General features: G+C 59.3%; 18 protein-coding genes, 1 tRNA gene, 1 pseudogene and 1 riboswitch. Of the genes and pseudogenes, 3 read left to right on the forward strand and 17 right to left on the reverse strand.

All coding sequences use genetic code 11. The features are described 5' to 3' along the window. Positions 1-61 precede the first annotated feature (61 nt). Positions 62-1,069: a sulfate ABC transporter substrate-binding protein gene (locus BM074_RS11890; RefSeq protein ID WP_091922194.1), complete on the reverse strand. Its 1,008-nt coding sequence runs from the start codon at positions 1,067-1,069 to the stop codon at positions 62-64. 236 nt (positions 1,070-1,305) lie between these two features. Between BM074_RS11890 and BM074_RS22720 the strand changes: the two genes are divergently transcribed. Together BM074_RS22720 and BM074_RS11900 are read left to right on the forward strand one after the other, a co-directional pair. After that, positions 1,306-1,611: a hypothetical protein gene (locus tag BM074_RS22720; protein WP_139217656.1), complete on the forward strand. Its 306-nt coding sequence runs from the start codon at positions 1,306-1,308 to the stop codon at positions 1,609-1,611. A gap of 177 nt (positions 1,612-1,788) precedes the next feature. Beyond that, entirely contained in the window at positions 1,789-2,238 is a 450-nt protein-coding gene (locus BM074_RS11900) for an RrF2 family transcriptional regulator (protein WP_027231829.1), read from the forward strand. Between the two features lie 16 nt (positions 2,239-2,254). Here the strand turns inward: BM074_RS11900 and BM074_RS11905 are convergent, their stop codons facing one another. From BM074_RS11905 to BM074_RS11955, 11 genes are all read right to left on the reverse strand, one after another. Beyond that, the gene (locus BM074_RS11905) at positions 2,255-3,028 is read right to left on the reverse strand and encodes a thiazole synthase (RefSeq protein WP_091922195.1); all 774 of its coding nucleotides are present in this window, start codon (positions 3,026-3,028) and stop codon (positions 2,255-2,257) included. 2 nt (positions 3,029-3,030) lie between these two features. After that, positions 3,031-3,228 (reverse strand): sulfur carrier protein ThiS, encoded by a 198-nt coding sequence (thiS, locus tag BM074_RS11910; RefSeq protein ID WP_091922197.1) that lies wholly within the window; start codon positions 3,226-3,228, stop codon positions 3,031-3,033. Further along, positions 3,225-4,184: a glycine oxidase ThiO gene (thiO, locus tag BM074_RS11915; protein ID WP_091922199.1), complete on the reverse strand. Its 960-nt coding sequence runs from the start codon at positions 4,182-4,184 to the stop codon at positions 3,225-3,227. Before thiO ends, thiS begins: the two co-directional genes overlap by 4 nt. 3 nt (positions 4,185-4,187) lie before the next feature. Next, a complete protein-coding gene (thiC, locus tag BM074_RS11920) occupies positions 4,188-5,990 on the reverse strand; it encodes a phosphomethylpyrimidine synthase ThiC (RefSeq protein ID WP_091922450.1) in 1,803 nt (600 codons plus the stop codon). Between the two features lie 147 nt (positions 5,991-6,137). Further along, positions 6,138-6,256, reverse strand: a riboswitch (TPP riboswitch). 50 nt (positions 6,257-6,306) lie between these two features. Continuing rightward, on the reverse strand, positions 6,307-6,873 hold the full coding sequence (locus BM074_RS11925) for an NADPH-dependent FMN reductase (protein WP_091922201.1): 567 nt from the start codon (positions 6,871-6,873) through the stop codon (positions 6,307-6,309). 196 nt (positions 6,874-7,069) lie between these two features. Further along, positions 7,070-7,342 carry a 30S ribosomal protein S21 gene (rpsU, locus tag BM074_RS11930; protein WP_027231835.1) on the reverse strand — a complete coding sequence of 91 codons (273 nt, stop codon included), beginning with the start codon at positions 7,340-7,342 and terminating at the stop codon, positions 7,070-7,072. Between the two features lie 240 nt (positions 7,343-7,582). After that, positions 7,583-7,927: a RidA family protein gene (locus tag BM074_RS11935; protein WP_027231836.1), complete on the reverse strand. Its 345-nt coding sequence runs from the start codon at positions 7,925-7,927 to the stop codon at positions 7,583-7,585. Between the two features lie 86 nt (positions 7,928-8,013). Next, a tRNA-Lys gene (locus BM074_RS11940) sits at positions 8,014-8,089 on the reverse strand. A 115-nt stretch (positions 8,090-8,204) separates the two neighbouring features. After that, a complete protein-coding gene (locus BM074_RS11945; RefSeq protein ID WP_091922203.1) occupies positions 8,205-9,122 on the reverse strand; it encodes a PhzF family phenazine biosynthesis protein in 918 nt (305 codons plus the stop codon). A gap of 125 nt (positions 9,123-9,247) precedes the next feature. Further along, the gene (locus tag BM074_RS11950) at positions 9,248-9,961 is read right to left on the reverse strand and encodes an NUDIX hydrolase (RefSeq protein WP_091922205.1); all 714 of its coding nucleotides are present in this window, start codon (positions 9,959-9,961) and stop codon (positions 9,248-9,250) included. 3 nt (positions 9,962-9,964) lie between these two features. Continuing rightward, positions 9,965-11,080: an endonuclease/exonuclease/phosphatase family protein gene (locus BM074_RS11955; protein ID WP_091922207.1), complete on the reverse strand. Its 1,116-nt coding sequence runs from the start codon at positions 11,078-11,080 to the stop codon at positions 9,965-9,967. Positions 11,081-11,432: 352 nt separating this feature from the next. Here BM074_RS11955 and BM074_RS23280 point away from each other — a divergent pair. Continuing rightward, a pseudogene (locus BM074_RS23280) lies at positions 11,433-11,555 on the forward strand (BA14K family protein); the annotation flags it as partial. Positions 11,556-11,618: 63 nt separating this feature from the next. Here the strand turns inward: BM074_RS23280 and ilvC are convergent. From ilvC to BM074_RS11985, 5 genes are all read right to left on the reverse strand, one after another. Further along, entirely contained in the window at positions 11,619-12,638 is a 1,020-nt protein-coding gene (gene ilvC, locus BM074_RS11965) for a ketol-acid reductoisomerase (protein ID WP_027231841.1), read from the reverse strand. A gap of 20 nt (positions 12,639-12,658) precedes the next feature. Beyond that, the gene (locus BM074_RS11970; protein ID WP_091922211.1) at positions 12,659-13,318 is read right to left on the reverse strand and encodes a TetR/AcrR family transcriptional regulator; all 660 of its coding nucleotides are present in this window, start codon (positions 13,316-13,318) and stop codon (positions 12,659-12,661) included. Positions 13,319-13,496: 178 nt separating this feature from the next. Beyond that, the gene (locus BM074_RS11975) at positions 13,497-15,362 is read right to left on the reverse strand and encodes a potassium transporter Kup (RefSeq protein WP_228019398.1); all 1,866 of its coding nucleotides are present in this window, start codon (positions 15,360-15,362) and stop codon (positions 13,497-13,499) included. A gap of 205 nt (positions 15,363-15,567) precedes the next feature. Continuing rightward, on the reverse strand, positions 15,568-16,308 hold the full coding sequence (locus BM074_RS11980; RefSeq protein WP_091922213.1) for a pyridoxine 5'-phosphate synthase: 741 nt from the start codon (positions 16,306-16,308) through the stop codon (positions 15,568-15,570). 125 nt (positions 16,309-16,433) lie between these two features. After that, a complete protein-coding gene (locus BM074_RS11985) occupies positions 16,434-17,561 on the reverse strand; it encodes an ATP-dependent DNA helicase (RefSeq protein ID WP_091922215.1) in 1,128 nt (375 codons plus the stop codon). Positions 17,562-17,593 lie beyond the last annotated feature (32 nt).

Raw genomic sequence — 17,593 nt, forward strand, 5'->3', positions numbered from 1 at the left:
GGAAAAAAAATAGAATGGCGCAGCATCGCCGCTGCGCCATATGCCATGCTGGCCGGTCCGGTTAACGCTTGGTGAACACCTTGTCGAGAATGCCGCCTTCGGAGAAATGCTCCTTGGAAAGCTTGTCCCAGCCGCCGAAGACATCTTCCACCGTCAGGAGCCGTGTTTCCGGAAACTGCGCGGCATATTTCGCCTTCACCGATGCATCGTTCACACGGTTGAAGTTTTGGGCAAGGATGTCCTGGCCCTCGGGTGTGTAAAGGAACTTCAGATAATCCTCGGCAATGGCACGCGAGCCGCGCTTGTCGACCACCTTGTCGACGACGGTCACCGGGAATTCGGCAAGGAGGCTGACCGGCGGCACGACGGCTTCATACTTGTCCTCGCCAAGCTGTTTGCGCGTTCCGAGCACTTCCGCCTCGAATGTAATCAGCACATCGCCAATGCCGCGCTCGGCAAAGGTCGTCGTTGCCGCGCGCCCGCCCGTGTCGAAAACCGGCACATTGGCGAACAGTTTCTTGACGAACTCCTGAGCTTTCGCTTCATCCTTGTTGTTGGCTTCGAGCGCATAGGCGTAGGCAGCCAGATAGGTATAACGCGCATTGCCCGATGTCTTGGGGTTGGGAAACACGACCTTGACGTCGTCGCGCACAAGATCATCCCAGTTCTTGATGTGCTTGGGATTTCCCGCCCGAACGAGGAAGGCGGGAAGCGAGTAATAGGGCGAGGAATTATTCGGCAGGCGGGACTGCCAGTCGGCAGGGATGAAGTTGCCCTTGTCGTGCAGGACCTGAACGTCGGTGACCTGGTTGAAGGTCACGACATCGGCGTCGAGCCCTTCAAGGATCGAGCGCGCCTGCTTGGACGAACCGGCATGCGACTGGTTGACGGTGATGTCCTTGCCCTTCTCGCTCTTGTAGGCAGCGGAAAACGCCTTGTCGATCTGCTCGTAGAGTTCGCGCGAGATATCGTAGGAAACGTTGAGGATTTCGCTCGGCTCGTCGGCCGCTTTCACCGCATTAAGGCTGAGGCCGAGCGCCACAGCCGTCAAAACCAATAGTCTTTTCATGGAAAACTCCCGCACAGGCCGGGAGCGAACGCACCGGCAATGATGACCATTGCCACTCTGGTTCAAGATGGGCAATTTTTGCCAGAATGGCCGGAGCGGGCCCGACGCGGAAGGACTTTTGTTCTATTGTTAATGCAATAAATGAAACCAAATTCTACAACTGTAGTGGCACGGAGCAACTGCCTGCAGCGCGTCGCTCCGACCGCCGGATATGCCTGCGATTACCAGAAACCGCGATGCTGCCAGCACCAGAGAAAGTCTTCTTCCGTCCAATTGCGATGGCGCTTGGCGGACGCTTCATCGCAGTCGCGCTTCTTGGAGTCGCCGGTATCCAGCTCCAGCGTTTCTGCTGTAAATACGTCGCGCCACAAGCGTTCGGCCCGATTGAAAATGCTCGATACTTCACTGTACATCGCGACCTCCGAGAATGGTTTCGGTTGCAGAGTGCAGTTGCCTTTTGGGGTCAACCGATAGCTGATGATGACGGCTTGAAATCATTTGTCAATAATCTCTACCGTTTCAATCGTGTATCAAACGTGTGAACCTATCTTCGGCAAAGAGGCAAGTATCTTAATGAATTCTTATTTTTCAGCGCCTTACACGCCATTTTTAAGCCATTCCTCCGCCGCAAAAAAACTTAAGATTTTTAACACTTCTACAATGGAAAATGGTATGCGACGGACTATGACTGCAGCTGAAACGGTGGTCAGGCAGAGAAAATGATATCGCAAAAAGCCAAATACGCACTGCGGGCTCTTGTCGTGCTCGCCAGGGCGGATGCCGAGAAAGCGCTCTTTATCTCCGACATCGCCGAAGAGCAGAACATCCCAAAGAAGTTCCTCGAGCAGATTCTTCTCGATCTGAAGCGTCAGGGCATCGTCATGAGCCGTCGCGGCAAGATGGGCGGGTATCTGCTACTGAAATCCGCGGAGGACATCACTTTCGGCGAAGTGCTGAGGCTCATCGACGGACCGATTGCGCCACTCCCCTGCCTCAGCAAGATCGCCTATCGCCGCTGCGAGGATTGCGCCAGCGAAGCGACCTGCGAGATTCGCCATGTCTTCAACGAGGTGGCCAATGTGACGCGGGGCGTCCTCGACAAGACAACCATTGCCGATTGCCTCGTCTACGGCGAAAACCACAACGTCGCAGCCTTGCTCGATAGCTGACTGGCCGAGGCGTTTGCTAGCCAAAAACTGCCTTGCCGATCACCGGCGTTGACGGCACGGCAACATCGCGCGGCTCGAGCATGCCGGCGCGAAATGCGGCGTAGCCGGCCTCCGTCGCCTTGGCGAAGGCGCCGGCCATCGCCACCGGATCACCTGCCTTCGCCACGGCCGTGTTGAGCAGGATCGCATCAAAGCCGAGTTCCATCACGATCGCCGCATGGGACGGACGGCCGAGGCCGGCATCGACAATCAACGGGACATCCGGGAAATGACCGCGCAGCGAGCGAAGCGCATGCAGGTTCAACGGGCCTTGCGCCGAGCCGATCGGAGCGCACCATGGCATCAGCACCTCGCAGCCGGCATCGATCAGCCTCCCGGCGACGACAAGGTCGTCGGTCGTATAGGGAAAGACCTTGAACCCCTCGTTGCTCAGGATACGCGCGGCCTCGACCAGCGTGAAAACATCCGGTTGCAGCGTGTCGTGATTGCCGATGACTTCGAGCTTGATCCAATCCGTGGCGAAGAGATCACGCGCCATCTGTGCCGTCAGCACCGCTTCCTTCGCCGAATGGCAGCCGGCCGTATTCGGCAGCACGCTTACGCCGGAAGAGCGAATCAACGACCAGAACCTTTCGCCGGAACTTCCACCCGCCGTTTCGCGGCGCAAGGAAACCGTGACGACCCCAGTGCCTGAGGCCTTAATGGCGTCGAGCAGAATTGCCGGCGATGGGTATTGCGCGGTTCCGAGGAGCAAATGTGAATGAAGTTCGGTGCCGTAAAGCGTCAGCATGCTCAGCCTCCCTGCCGCGGCGTCAGAATTTCGATGCGGTCCCCCTCCCGGAGCGCGCAGTCTGTACGCTCGGCCGAGCGGACGAGTTCGCCATTCAGCGCCGTCGCCAGCCATTCGCCCTCGAACTCCAGCTCGCTCAGCAGCGCGTTGAGGAATTGCGCCGCGACCTCCCGCGTTTCACCGTTGACGATGAGTTTCATTGCGCCTTGTTCCTTTCATCGAAAATCATGTCCGCAGCCTGCAGCGCCATGGCGGGAGCAAGCAGGAAACCGTGGCGAAAAAGTCCATTGATGCTGATTGCATTGCCGTTGCGGACGACGCGCGGCAGGTTGTCGGCATAGGCTGGCCGGATACCGGTTCCAGTCTCCACGATCTCAGCCTCGCCAAAGGCGGGATGCAGGCTATAGGCGGCATTCAGCAGTTCCATCATCGAACGCGCTGTGATCGGCCCGGTCGCATCGCTTTCGATCATCGTTGCGCCGACCATGAAGGTCTGTCCTGCCCTTGGCACGATGTAGACGGGAAAGCGGGGATGAATGAGCCGTATCGGCCGCGACAGGGCAACATCCGGCGTGCGCAACAGCAGCATTTCGCCGCGCACGCCGCGAATGTTCTCGTCCTGCGTCGCGCGACCGACACATTCTATGGTCCACTCGAAGTCCGACGGGGCCGACAGATCGGTTTCGAAAGAAACACCGGAGGCTGCAAGCTTTGCGGCAAGGCCGACCAGCGCGTGGCGAGGATCAAGATGCGCTTCGCTGGGAAAATGAAGCCCCTTGCGAAAGCGGCCGGAAAGGTCGGGCTCAAGCGCCGCGATCCCTCCTTCATCGACCATTTCGAAGCCGGACGTGCGCGCGCCAAAGCGGTCGAGTTCCTTATGGTCGCGTGCCGGGGCGAGGACCAGCGTGCCGTTCCGGGTCACGCTGCCGGGCAGTGCTTCCTCCCACCAATCAGCTGCCGCTCGTCCAAGCTCGACGACGGCCTGCTCGGCGCTTTCCCTTTCGCAATAGGGCGCTAGCATACCGCCAGCATACCAGGATGCGGCCCTTAGGCCTCCGGGCGCTGGATCGACCACGGTCACCTCGATACCGCGCACCATCAGTTCATGCGCGACCGCCAGGCCGGCAACGGCCGCGCCTTTGACAAGCACCGCCATGGATCAACCGCCATTTTCCAGCGGCATATAGAGATCGCCGCCCTCGCGGAATTTCGCCGCCATCGCCGCCATGCCTTCCTTCTGCGCCTCCGCCCTGATGTCGTGCGAAATGCGCATCGAACAGAATTTCGGCCCGCACATCGAGCAGAAATGCGCCACTTTGTGCGCTTCTTTCGGAAGTGTCTCATCGTGATAGAGGCGCGCGGTTTCGGGATCGAGCGACAGGTTGAACTGGTCTTCCCAGCGGAACTCGAAACGCGCCCGCGACAGCGCGTCGTCGCGCAGTTTCGCCGCCGGATGACCCTTGGCAAGGTCGGCCGCATGGGCGGCGATCTTGTAGGTGATGACGCCGACCTTGACATCGTCCCGATTGGGCAGGCCGAGATGCTCCTTGGGTGTGACGTAGCAGAGCATTGCTGTGCCGAACCAGCCGATCATTGCTGCGCCGATGCCGGAGGTGATGTGATCGTAGCCGGGTGCGATGTCTGTCGTCAGCGGTCCGAGCGTATAAAATGGAGCCTCGCCGCAAACGGCGAGCTGCTTGTCCATGTTCTCCTTGATCTTGTGCATCGGCACGTGGCCGGGCCCTTCGATCATCACCTGGCAATCCTTGGCCCAGGCGATCCGGGTGAGTTCGCCGAGCGTCTCGAGCTCGGCAAATTGCGCCGCATCGTTGGCATCGGCGATCGAGCCAGGCCGCAGCCCGTCACCCAGGGAGAAGGAAACATCATAGGCGCGGCAAATATCGCAGATTTCCGCGAAATGCTCGTAAAGGAAGCTTTCCCTGTGGTGATGCAGGCACCACTTCGCCATGATCGAGCCGCCGCGCGAGACAATGCCGGTCACCCGGTTGACGGTGAGCGGGATGTAATGAAGCCGCACCCCGGCATGGATGGTGAAATAGTCGACGCCCTGTTCCGCCTGTTCGATCAGCGTATCGCGGAAAATCTCCCAGCTCAGGTCCTCGGCGATACCGCCCACCTTTTCCAGCGCCTGATAGAGCGGAACCGTGCCGATCGGCACTGGCGCGTTGCGGATGATCCACTCGCGGATATTGTGAATATTGCGCCCGGTCGAAAGGTCCATGACCGTATCCGCGCCCCAGCGCGTCGCCCAGACCATTTTCTCGACCTCCTCGGCCATCGAAGAGGTGACAGCGGAATTGCCGATATTGGCATTGATCTTGACGAGGAAATTGCGGCCGATGATCATCGGCTCGAGTTCGGGGTGGTTGATATTGGCAGGGATGATCGCCCTGCCCCGCGCGATCTCGTCGCGCACGAATTCGGGCGTCACATAGTCCGGTATTGCCGCTCCGAAGGATTCGCCGTCGCGTACCAACGCGCTCCTCGCCGCTTCGCGGCCAAGGTTTTCGCGAATCGCGACAAACTCCATCTCCGGCGTAACGATGCCTGCCCGCGCATAGGCGAGTTGGGTAACGGCACGGCCGTCCCTGGACCTGCGTGGCCTGCTGAGACCGGAGAAAGCCGGCGTCAGGCGTTCACCGGTCGCAAAGCCATTATCGGCAGGGAGAACGTGGCGGCCGTCATAAACAATCGTGTCGCCCCTCGCCTCAAGCCAGGCCTCCCGCATGCGTGGCAGGCCCTGCGCAATATCGATCGTCACGAGCGGATCGCTATAGGGACCGGACGCATCATAGACGGTGATATTGGGCTCGCCCGCCGTCGGATGCACGGCAATTTCGCGCATCGGTACGCGCAAATCCGCATATATGCGCCCGGCCTTGTAGACCTTGGTCGATGCCGGGAGCGCGCCGGTCGAAACGATTGGAGTAATTGCGGTCATCATCAGGTTCCTTTGCTCCGCGAACGCTCAAAAACGCCCGCCAGTTCAAATTGCCCGCACGCCATTATGGCCATGCAGGCGCGAAACCCAGTTCTGTGCCGGAAGGATGAAAGGCTTGTGCGAACTACAACAGGAGATCCCTGGCCCGCGCAGACTTTTGCACCGTCCCTACGCCAGTATGAACTGGATCAGGTTCAACGGGTCACTGCGCTTGCCGATGGCCAGCAGTATCTCAGCCCCTTGTCGGGACCCCCCTGGTGAATGTCTCTAAGAGACCCGCCTGCAACGCTGTTGTCAAGCGGGTCAATACGTCAGGTCAGGTGCGCAGCGGCTTCAGGGCCTCTGCCCACTTGGCAAGCTCCGCCAGCATTGTCGCCGCGCTGCCCGTCATCGATTCGGTGGCTTGGAAGACGCCTTCATCATCAATGAACTGCTGATACGAATGCACGGCAACGCCGTCGGGAATCGGCATCATGCGCAAGCCCGCAACCAGCCCTTTTACCGACTCGACCGAGCGCAAGCCGCCGGATACGCCGCCATAGCTGACAAATCCGGCCGGTTTGTAATTCCACTCCTTGGACAGGTAAATCAAAGCGTTGATGAGCGATGGCGGAGCAAAATAATCATATTCCGGGGTAACGAAAACGGTTGCGTCTGCCGCATCGACGAGGCTGCTCCAACGCTTGGTATGAGCCTTTTCATATTTCAGCATGCGGGGATGATGCGGTTCATCAAGGAGAGGCAGGTTTATCTCGGCAAGGTCGATCAGCGCGGTTTCGAACCGGGCATCCAAGCTGGCAAATTCATGAAACCACTTTGCGACTGCCGGACCGCCACGACCGGGGCGTGTGCTGGCAATGATAATGTTGAGCTTGAGCGCCATATGCTTGTCTCCATGATGCATGACTGAATGCCTGCATGAATAGGCAGGCTATTGGGCCGCGCAAGGAGGCACTTTCTGGAAACCGCCCAAGGGATGATCCCGGCCGACCATTCAGGGCCAGGAAAAACGAAACCCGCCCGGGCAAGGCCGTGCGGGTTTTCTCGCTATAAAAATGACCGGACGGGCCGGTCACCGACTATCGGTTGAAATCGCCACCGCTATTGCCATTCGGACGCGGCGGGCGTTCCTTCTTCTTCGGTCCTGGCAGGAGACCTTCGCGCTGTGCCTGCTTGCGCGCTGCCTTGCGGGCGCGGCTGACGGCTTCAGCTTTTTCACGGACACGGCGCTCGGACGGCTTTTCGAATGCCTGGCGCGCCTTCATTTCGCGGAAGAGACCCTCCCGCTGCATCTTTTTCTTCAGGACCCGGAGGGCCTGTTCAACATTGTTGTCTCGAACGAGTACTTGCAATCGTTTTCCTTACCCATGCTTGCCTCGTCTTGCGCAATAGCAATTGGCTACAATCAGACAAGCGTTTGAAGAATTGCCCCTGTGGCAATCCGGAGAAGCGCGGACTTTATGCATTTCCGCGCCAAAAATCCAGCCTGCCCGAGCAATTTACTCGGGCTTTGCTGCAAAGAAACCGCCTTTTACGGCAGGATGGTGACAACCGCTTCAAGAATAACGCACATTGACGTGCGCCAAACCGAATCAGAGAGCGGCGGTGACGATGATCTCGACCTTGTATTCGGGCGTTGCGAGCTTGGCTTCGCCGGTCGCGCGCGCGGGCGTATTGGCCGGATCGACCCAGCTATCCCACACGGCGTTCATCTCGCTGAAGTCCTTCATGTCGTCGAGCCAGATAATGGCCTGGAGCAGCTTCGACTTGTCGGTGCCGGCTTCCTTGAGCAGGCGATCGACGGCCGCAAGGACATCCTTGGTCTGCTCGGTAACACTCTTGCCCGGGCCACCCACCTGCCCGGCGAGATATACCGTGTTGCCATGGATAACGGCCTGGCTCATGCGCGGACCAACTTCAATACGACGGATGCTCATGGAAAGTCTCCTCTAGCGTTTGCCGGCAGGTTGAGCCTGCCTCGCGTGCATGAAAAAAGGGCCATGCGGCCCTTTTTTCGAAAGAATGGTGGGCACAGTAGGGATCGAACCTACGACCCGCTGATTAAGAGTCAGCTGCTCTACCAACTGAGCTATGTGCCCGTCAGCCGCTGTGACGACCGAAAGTGAGGGCTCTATAACGGGGCATTTCCTGCCTGTCCAGCCCTTCTTGAAAACTTTATGACGGCCGCGCACAGGAACAGCGCAAGGCAGCATATCAAGCAAAAAGACGGCCCTCCGCGACCTTGACCGCCGAACCGCCAATACGCGCGCCTAGGAGCTTCTCCTCGGCAATATCCAGCTCCAGTTGCAGGCGCGACGGCCTGCCCATCTCGTAGCCTTGTTCGATCGAGAGCCGCAGCACTCCGTCGAGCGGCCTGTCGAAGGCGTGGATGGCGCCGGCAAAGGCAGCCGTCGCCGAGCCTGTCGCAGGATCCTCGTAGGTGCCGTCATCGCTGACGAACATGCGCGAATGAAAATGGCTATCGTGCAGGATAGTTTCGCGGCAATAGCAGTAGACCGGCAACTGGCGATGCCCGATGGTCGGGGCAACATCCTTCATAGCCGTCTGGTTGATACGGATGCGGCCAGCTGATTCGAGACCATGGACCGGGACCATCATGAATGGCACGCCCGCGTCCCAGATGCTCGGCACATGATTTTCGAAGCCGATCTCCCGCGGTTCGAGCCGCAGCGCGTTGGCAATTGCGATCCTGTCGTAATTGTAGGGTATCTGCACGGGAAGCTTCGGCAGGTCGAACTCCGCAAAAGCACCGCTCGCGGTAAGGCGGACGCCGCAGCGCACCGGGCCAACCTGCTCCTCAAGAATGATCAGCGCGTCCTGATCCTCCTCGACGGCGCCAAAGCGTCGTTGCGCCAGCGAAATCGCCGTGCCCACGGTCGGATGACCGGCAAACGGCATCTCATAGTCCGGTGTGAAGATACGCGCCCAGGCCGTATGTGCCGGGTTCCTGGCCGCAAGCACGAACACCGTTTCGGAAAGGTTGAACTCCCGCGCAATCTTCTGCATCGCCTCGCTGTCGAGTCCATCGGTATCGTGGACGATAGCCAAGGGATTTCCCGCCAGTACCTTGTCCGTAAAGACGTCGTAGACTTCGTAGCTCCGACCAGCCATTTGCGTTCTCCCCGCGTGAATGCGCAGAAATTAGTGGATGGTCCCGCCCATTCAAGCCAAAGCTTGTGACGGTTACATTCTGGGCGGGTCCGAGGCCTGAAAGCTTACGCTCTTGCGGCGCAAGCTCAAGACCGGTCGAAGTGCCAGTCTGCAAAGGCGCGGAATGTCGGCGGCGTCGCCTCGCGCATTGCACCGGCGCCGGAAATCGCAACGATATCATCGAGTTCCGGATCGTTTTCCGAGGCAATGTGCGCGCGGATGCGATCGAGAATGGTCGCGGCGGTCAGATCGAAAAAGTGGCGGCGGAACAGCGCAATGCTGCGGTTCACGGTTACGAGATAAATGGCATTGTCCCTGCTTGCCGCCCGCGAAAGATCAATGCCGGTTTCCTCTTCGACTTCACGCATCATATTGCCGTCAATATCGATATGGTCGCCGACGACATCGTCCTCGTCGAAGGATCCGGCTGGAAAATAGATGCGGCCCGCGGCCGACGTCGAAGGCGCCATACGGCCGGCGATCAACCTGTTGTCGCTGGAAACGATGACGCCCACGCCAAAAATGTGCCAGGGCTTTTCGACAGACGCATTGCCCTTCCAGTGCATCATCGTTGCAAAGCGCGTGCGGTGATATCGCGCGCGAAAATCGCCACCCGCAACCGATGCCTCTTCCGCCATGAAGAACGGACCATTGAACAAGGCAGGGTTGTCGGCGGTCGCACGCGACCAGTTTGCCGCAATATCCGCGCTGTTCTGCAATTCATAGGCCAGGGGTGCGCCGTCGATGCGCACGGTCGCGCTCTTCAGCGGAATGACCGCACCTTCCGGAATATCCAGCATCGTTCAAACCATATCGAGAGTAACTGCCACCGGGCAATGATCACTGGCCTTGGGCCGGTCCCAGCCAGTGCGTGGAAAGCGATCGACCTCTTGGCCGGGCGGAAAGATTGTCCGGTGCGGCTGGCCGTTGCGGATGATGTCGGGGAGAACCTTGCCGTTGGAACGGGCAAGCTCCGGCGAGGCCAGGATATAGTCGAGCTGGCAAAGATGCCGTTCCTGCGGGCCGCGCGTATGATAAAGCGTCCAGCGATCCATGATCGGCCGCCTCTCCACCAGGTTTTCGCAGAACCCGCCTTCGAGCAGGACATCGACGCAGCTGACCGGGTCGTTGACCGGAGCAAACGTATAGCCGCTCATGGAATCACCGCCGATCACCACCCGCTCGCGATAATCGTTGAAATCGCCGCAGATCACCCAGTGCTTGTCCGCCGGGCCGCCGCTTGCCGCAAACTTGTCACTGATGATGCGCCGCACGGCCTTCGCCTCTGCAAGACGCACCGGCATGGTCGAGGTTCGCCCGTCGAGACCATTGCGCGGCGATCCCATCGACTTGAAATGGCAGACGAAGAGGCTGAGCGGCTTGCCGGCGATGCGCACATCGATCTCCAGGCAGTCGCGCTTGAAAATGCGCTCATTGGCGGTGATCCCGACGAGGCCGAGCTGCGGATCGTAAAGCCCGAAATCGTCATAGGTCACATGCGCGTGGCTGGTCATGGAAACGAATTCTATCGGTTCGCCATAGCGCGTCTGGTCGCGCAGGAGCACGGCGACATCGATGCCGCGGCTGTCATTGCCTTCGACCATGTATTTGTGGCGGTAGCCCTCGCCCACCATCTTGAACAGGTAGCCGAACTCGAAAGCATTCAGCGCGCCGATATTGTCGACCTCCTGCAGGCACAATATGTCGGCATGGGTTTCGGCAATCGCCAGCGCCGTCAATTGGCGCGTATCGTCCGCATGGGCAATGGCGCGGGCCTGTTCGAGCTGCCTGAACTGCGCCTCGTCCTGAATCTGAAAGAGCTGGAGCGAACGATCCATGTTGAGATTGTTGCGGAAGCCGGAAAAATCGAACCGGCTCATCAGGTTCTCGACATTGAAGGTAGCGATGCGGACGGGCATGCGGAGGGGTCCAGGTTGAAACCATTCGGTACGAAGCAACGTTGCTTTTTAGGAAACCTAATCGGGTTCGGCGATGACCACCAGTGGCTATCGTGGCGCTTCGCTCCTATATTGTTATGCGAATGGAAAGACCGGACAAATGAAAAACCTAGCAATTGCCCTTGCCATCTGCCTCGCCGCGCCGATCTCGATGAGCGTCGCATCGGCACAGGAAGTGCAAACCTATCGCCCGGCGCCGCGTGGCCTCGACGTCATCCCGCGCCAGCCGATCATCCTCAAGAATGGTTCGCCTGCGAATATTGCCTCGCCTGATTGTACCGGTTCGTCGCGCTGCTACGATTTTCGCGTTCGCCGTCCGGTCGGGCCGTCCGGACCGAGCCAGGTCGAACGGTGCCGCGCGCGCTACCAGTCGTACCGCCCTTCCGACAACACGTTCCAGCCATATAACGCACCGCGGCGGCAATGCGATTTGTAAATGCAGAGGGTGAAAAGGCCGGCGGATCGCTCCGCCGGCCTTTCTGCTTCACACGATAACGTCTTAGTTCTTGGCCTTGTCGACCAGCTTGTTCTTGCCGATCCACGGCATCATGCCGCGCAGCTTTTCGCCGACTTCTTCGATCTGGTGGGCGTCGTTCATGCGGCGGATGCCCTTGAAGCGCGACGCGCCGGCCTTGTATTCCTGCATCCAGTCGGACGTGAATTTGCCGGTCTGGATATCCTTCAGAACACGCTTCATCTCGGCCTTGGTCTCGGCGGTGATGATGCGCGGACCTGAGACGTATTCGCCCCATTCGGCCGTATTCGAGATCGAATAGTTCATGTTGGCGATGCCGCCTTCATAGATAAGATCGACGATCAGCTTCACTTCGTGCAGGCACTCGAAATAGGCCATTTCCGGCGCATAGCCAGCCTCGACCAGCGTTTCAAAACCGGCGCGGATCAGTTCGACCAGACCGCCGCACAGAACGACTTGCTCGCCGAAGAGGTCGGTTTCGCACTCTTCGCGGAAATTGGTCTCGATGACACCCGAACGCCCGCCGCCAACGCCGCAAGCATAGGAAAGGGCGAGATCATGCGCATTGCCGGAAGCATCCTGATGGATGGCGATAAGGCAGGGAACGCCGCCGCCCTTCTGGTATTCGCCGCGCACGGTGTGGCCCGGGCCCTTCGGGGCGATCATGACGACGTCGACGCTCTTCTTCGGCTCGATGAGGCCGAAATGCACGTTGAGGCCGTGCGCGAAGGCGATCGCAGCGCCATCGCGGATGTTGTCGGCGATATGTTCCTTGTAGATGTCGGCCTGGAGCTCGTCCGGCGTTGCCATCATCATCAGATCGGCCCATTTTGCAGCCTCGGCAACACTGACGACCTGGAAGCCGTCAGCCTCGGCCTTCTTGGCGGTGGCGGAGCCGGGGCGAAGCGCAATGCGCACGTCCTTGGCGCCGGAGTCCTTGAGGTTCAGCGCATGGGCGCGGCCCTGCGAACCATAGCCGATAATGGCAACCTTCTTCGACTTAATGAGGTTGATGTCCGCATCGCGGTCATAATATACGCGCATCGATCTATTCCTTCCCTTGGTTAGGATTGGTGGCCGTTCCGGGCCTGGTTGGTGTTAATTCCGTAGAGAGCCAGAAACTGCTGTGTCGCTCGCCTTGCGTCACGGTCGATCGCCGTCTCGTTCAATCCGAGCCGGTCGCCGAGCAGCAACCGGATTTGCACATCCCGGACGACAAGTCCGAAGAAAGTGCGAAACGCCTCGTCCGTTTCCTGAAATTCCAAAAGGCCGGTCTCCCGCCCAAGCTGCAGCAGGGGCTTCAAGCGCCGCGCCATGGCGAATGGGCCGTTTTCGAGCACGATCGCGCCAAGATCTTGCTTGTCGCTACCGGCATGGCCAACGGCGACCCGGTTGAGCGCGACCGAAATATTGCCCGACAACACACGCAGCCAATCGGCAGCGAAGCCTTCGAGCCCTGCGGTCAGCGAGGCAAGGTTGAATGCCTCGGGATCGACCGGCACGCCCCTCACCTTCAGGGCCTGCCATTGCACCGTTGCGGTCAAAAGACCGTCGCGGTCGCCGAACCACTTGTAGAGGCTTTCCTTCGAGCAACTGGCACGACGCGCGACGCTTGTCATCGTCAGCGTGTCGCCCGCCTCAACGAGAAGCGCGAGCGCCGCATCGAGCACGTCCTTCTGACGCTCGGTCAATCCGCTTTCGCTGACATCGACTGTGGGGTGCACGCGTTAACTCCCTGCCGTACCGTACCGTACGTTACGGCGGGTTTCTAATACGATGCAGGGTATTTGGCAAGCGCCATGGCGCAATTATTTTTCGATAAAGAATGTATCGGCGAGGCGTTGGCGACCGGGGTGACCCTGGCCGGACTCCGCCTCGATCATGTCCTAGACTAAACAGGTTCTAAATATTCACCTGCGTACCGATTTCGACGACGCGCCCGGTCGGGATCTGGAAATACTCCGTCGCGTCGCTTGCGGTGCGAGCAAGGGCAATAAAAAGCCGATCCTGCCAGCGCGGCATTTCGGACCGCGCCGAAGCTTTCAGCGAGCGCCGCGACAGGAAGAAGGACGTCGTCATGATGTCGAACTTCCAGCCCTGCTTGCGGCAGATGGCGAGGGTGCGGGGAATATTGGGACGCTCCATGTAGCCGAAGGTCAGCGTCACCCGCATGAACAGGTCGTTGATCGGCTCGATCCGCACGCGCTCGCTCTTCTTTACCAGCGGCGTCGGCGCGGTGATGACGGTGAGGATGACATTGTTCTGATGCAAGACCTTGTAGTGCTTGAGGCTGTGCATCAGTGCCGTCGGCGTGCTCTTTGGATCGCCGGTGAGGAAGACGGCCGTACCGGGAACCAGCGTCGGCGGGTTTTCGGCCATCTTGCGCGAGATCAGATCAAGCGGCACTTCGCCCTTGCGAGTCTTTTCGAAAAGTTGGCGGCTGCCGCGCACCCAGGTGAACATGACGAGGATGATCAGGAAGGCGACGACGAGCGAAGCCCAGCCACCATCGACGACCTTGATCAGATTGGCGCTGACGAAGGTCAGATCGATGATAAGGAAGGAAAGCGTCAGGCAGATTGCGACCCAAAGACGCCACTTCCAGATGCGGAGCATGACGATGAAAAGCAGGGTCGTCGTGACCAGCATGTTGCCGGTGACGGCAATGCCATAGGCCGATGCAAGATTGGACGAGCGCTCGAAGCCCAGAACCAGCAAGATGACGACGAGGCCGAGGAGTACATTGACCCGTGGCAAATAGACCTGGCCAGACTGTTTCTCCGAGGTGTGCTCGATATTCAGACGCGGCAGGAGATTGAGTTGCACGGCCTGGCGCGACAGCGAATAGGCACCCGAGATGACCGCCTGGCTGGCGATGACCGTCGCCATCGTGGCGAGAATGACCATGGGCAGAAGCGCCCAGTTCGGAAACATTTCGAAGAACGGATTCTTGGCCGCATCGCCATGCGCGAGAATGAAGGCGCCCTGACCGAAATAGTTCAAGAGCAAGCACGGAAAAACGACCCACATCCACGCCGTGGCTATGGGTTTGCGACCGAAATGCCCGAGGTCGGCGTAAAGCGCCTCCGCACCGGTGACGGCCAGAAATACCGTACCGATGGTTGGGAAGGCGGTAGCCGGATTGTCTATGATGTATTCGAAGGCATAGACCGGATTGGCTGCGGCAAAGACGCTCAGATCATCGGCGAGATGCCAAAGACCGAAGAAGCCGAGGGCAAGGAACCAGAGCAAGGTAATCGGACCGAAAACGGTCGCGACACGCGCCGTACCGAAGCGCTGGATGGAAAACAGCGTCAGCAGAATGACCAGCGTGATCGGGACGATGAACGGCTCCAACGTGGGCGTGACGATCTCAAGGCCTTCCACCGCCGAAAGCACGGAAATCGCCGGCGTGATCACCGCATCGCCGTAAAACAGCGACGCGCCGATAATCCCGAGGGCCAGAATAAGTTGCGGGCGAGTCTTGAAGCTCGCCCGTGCCAAGGCCATCAAGGAAAGAATGCCGCCTTCGCCGTCATTGTCGGCGCGCAGCACGAAAAGCACATATTTTATGGTGACAATGACCGTGAGGGCCCAGAAGATCATCGAGACGACGCCGAGCACGTCAGTCCGGCTCAGGCTTCCATCAAGGGAAGCAGCATGAAGCGCCTCGCGGAAAGCATAGATCGGGCTCGTGCCGATATCACCATAGACGACGCCGAGTGCCCCAAGCACAAGTACCGGAAACGTCTCTTTGTGGTGATGCATATCCGGGTCATGGGTGACGGGATCTTTGTAGTAGTTCTCGTCAGCCAATTGCTGGTCACTCATGCAATTTTTTCCTCGCTCTGACAGCGTGGGCGGACGAGTTAGCCGTGTTGCATCGCAATATCAATCGCCATTTCTTCATAGCTCTAGACTCACGGTATGCAAAAACGCATGGCAAATCAAATCGCTCACCCTTATCAAGGGGCTAAGCTCGTAGCGCATCGAGGAATCTTTCCACAGAGCGCGACATTCCGTGGGTCAAAGCGTCGGCGGTCAGGCCATGACCTATTGAAACTTCAACCAGATTTGGCACTTTCTTGACCAGAGGCGGCAGGTTGGCGACGGTCAGGTCGTGTCCGGCATTGACCGCTATTCCCACCTTCGCAGCTGCCGCAGCGGTGACTTCCAGCTTCGAAAGCTCTGCGGCCGCACGGCGCGGATCGTCGAAGGCGCCACCATAGGGACCAGTGTAGAGTTCGACGCGGTCAGCCCCGAGTGCCTGCGCGCCAGCCGGCGCTTCCGGATCGGGATCGATGAACAGGGAAACGCGCGCGCCCCGCTCTTTCAGCCCGGCGATGATCGGGCGCAGATAATCTGCCTTCGCGACGACATCCCAACCGTGATCTGACGTAGCTTGCGATGGATCGTCGGGAACGAGGGTCACTTGTTCCGGCTCATTCCTGGCGACGAGTTCGAGAAACTCCGCCGTCGGATAGCCTTCTATGTTGAACTCCGCATCGGGAAACTCATCGTCGATGAGCGCACGAATCTCGGGCAGATCCGAGAATCGTATATGGCGCTCGTCCGGTCGCGGGTGAACCGTCAGCCCAGACGCTCCGGCCGCCAGCGCTATGCGCCCGAGGCCGGTCACGCTCGGCCATGGCAGGTCGCGGCGGTTGCGCAGCATCGCAATAGCGTTGAGGTTGACGGAGAGTGTTGCAGTCATCGTCGAATTTCCACGCAGGAACGTCTCACACAGTTCTATCTGAGAAATACGACATAAGACATTGGTAATTCGTTCAAGGCCCGATCGAAATTTGAACGATCCATGTCACGGACGCATGGTCTGCCCTACCGGACAACCGTCAACCGCTCGGCAGCGCGGGTGATGGCCGTATAGAGCCAGCGCTCGCGGGTATCGCGGAATGCAAAGCTTTCGTCGAAGAGCACGACATCATCCCATTGCGAACCCTGTGCCTTGTGGGTCGTCAGCGCATAGCCATAGTCGAAGTCGTCGAAGCGCTTTTTCGTCTGCCATGGAATTTCGGCGTCGGGGTCATCGAACTGCGCCTTAAGGAGCTTGATCTTGGCAACGCCCCTGCCCGGTTCCTCGTCTTCGGGTGAAACGAGAAGGTTGATGCCCGGCTTCACGGTCTCGCGCGACGAGGTCATAACCTTCCACAGCGAGCCATTGAGCAACCCCTTGGCCGGGTCGTTGCGCAGGCAAACCAGCTTGTCGCCAGCCTGCGGAAAGGCGGCGGAAAAGCCCTTGAGTTCGCGCAAGCGCTGGTTGTAGCGGCGGCGCGTGCGGTTCGTTCCGACCAGCACCTGGTCGGCGCCAAGCACGAGGTCCTGGGTCACGTCGGTCTTGGAGATGACCTTGGCCGCGCCATAGTCGCCATAGCCGAATTCGCGACCTTCGCGCACGTCAAGTGCCAGCCGTATGATCGGATTATCGCGCGCCTGCCGGTGAATCTCGCTCAGGAGAAAATCCGGCTCGTGCTCGGTGAAGAACCCGCCGCCCGAGATCGGCGGCAACTGCCCGGGATCGCCGAGAACAAGAATGGGCGTGCCGAAACTCAGCAGATCCTTGCCAAGCTGTTCGTCAACCATTGAGCATTCGTCGACGACGATGAGCTTGGCCTTGGCGACGGGGCTTTGCCGGTTCAACGAAAAAGTCGGCGCGATACTGGTCTTACCCGTCGTCTGGTCTTCGACAGCCTCTTCGCCGCGCGGCCGGTAAATCAGCGAATGCAACGTCCGTGCATTGGCCGCGCCTTTCGAGCACAGCACCTGCGCCGCTTTACCGGTAAAGGCTGCAAACTGGACGTCGCCATCGATATGTTCGGCGAAATAGCGGGCGAGCGTTGTCTTGCCGGTGCCGGCATAGCCGAACAGGCGAAAGATCGGCCGTCGCCCTTCCTTCAGCCATGTCGAAACCGCTCGTAGCGCTTCGTCCTGTTGCGGAGATAATTGCATGGGTCTGACTGACAGGATTCGCCGCCAAAGGG

The sequence above is a fragment of the Phyllobacterium sp. CL33Tsu genome, from assembly GCF_900113985.1.
In the GTDB taxonomy this organism is placed as follows: domain Bacteria; phylum Pseudomonadota; class Alphaproteobacteria; order Rhizobiales; family Rhizobiaceae; genus Phyllobacterium; species Phyllobacterium pellucidum.

Excerpts from the sequence above, each read along its gene's own strand:
- BM074_RS11890 (WP_091922194.1), bottom strand. The coding sequence starts at position 1,069 with ATGAAAAGACTATTGGTTTTGACGGCTGTGGCGCTCGGCCTCAGCCTT.
- BM074_RS22720 (WP_139217656.1), top strand. The coding sequence starts at position 1,306 with ATGCTGCCAGCACCAGAGAAAGTCTTCTTCCGTCCAATTGCGATGGCG.
- BM074_RS11900 (WP_027231829.1), top strand. The coding sequence starts at position 1,789 with ATGATATCGCAAAAAGCCAAATACGCACTGCGGGCTCTTGTCGTGCTC.
- BM074_RS11905 (WP_091922195.1), bottom strand. The coding sequence starts at position 3,028 with ATGCTGACGCTTTACGGCACCGAACTTCATTCACATTTGCTCCTCGGA.
- thiS (WP_091922197.1), bottom strand. The coding sequence starts at position 3,228 with ATGAAACTCATCGTCAACGGTGAAACGCGGGAGGTCGCGGCGCAATTC.
- thiO (WP_091922199.1), bottom strand. The coding sequence starts at position 4,184 with ATGGCGGTGCTTGTCAAAGGCGCGGCCGTTGCCGGCCTGGCGGTCGCG.
- thiC (WP_091922450.1), bottom strand. The coding sequence starts at position 5,990 with ATGACCGCAATTACTCCAATCGTTTCGACCGGCGCGCTCCCGGCATCG.
- BM074_RS11925 (WP_091922201.1), bottom strand. The coding sequence starts at position 6,873 with ATGGCGCTCAAGCTCAACATTATCATTGCCAGCACACGCCCCGGTCGT.
- BM074_RS11935 (WP_027231836.1), bottom strand. The coding sequence starts at position 7,927 with ATGAGCATCCGTCGTATTGAAGTTGGTCCGCGCATGAGCCAGGCCGTT.
- BM074_RS11945 (WP_091922203.1), bottom strand. The coding sequence starts at position 9,122 with ATGGCTGGTCGGAGCTACGAAGTCTACGACGTCTTTACGGACAAGGTA.
- BM074_RS11950 (WP_091922205.1), bottom strand. The coding sequence starts at position 9,961 with ATGCTGGATATTCCGGAAGGTGCGGTCATTCCGCTGAAGAGCGCGACC.
- BM074_RS11955 (WP_091922207.1), bottom strand. The coding sequence starts at position 11,080 with ATGCCCGTCCGCATCGCTACCTTCAATGTCGAGAACCTGATGAGCCGG.
- ilvC (WP_027231841.1), bottom strand. The coding sequence starts at position 12,638 with ATGCGCGTATATTATGACCGCGATGCGGACATCAACCTCATTAAGTCG.
- BM074_RS11975 (WP_228019398.1), bottom strand. The coding sequence starts at position 15,362 with ATGCATCACCACAAAGAGACGTTTCCGGTACTTGTGCTTGGGGCACTC.
- BM074_RS11980 (WP_091922213.1), bottom strand. The coding sequence starts at position 16,308 with ATGACTGCAACACTCTCCGTCAACCTCAACGCTATTGCGATGCTGCGC.
- BM074_RS11985 (WP_091922215.1), bottom strand. The coding sequence starts at position 17,561 with ATGCAATTATCTCCGCAACAGGACGAAGCGCTACGAGCGGTTTCGACA.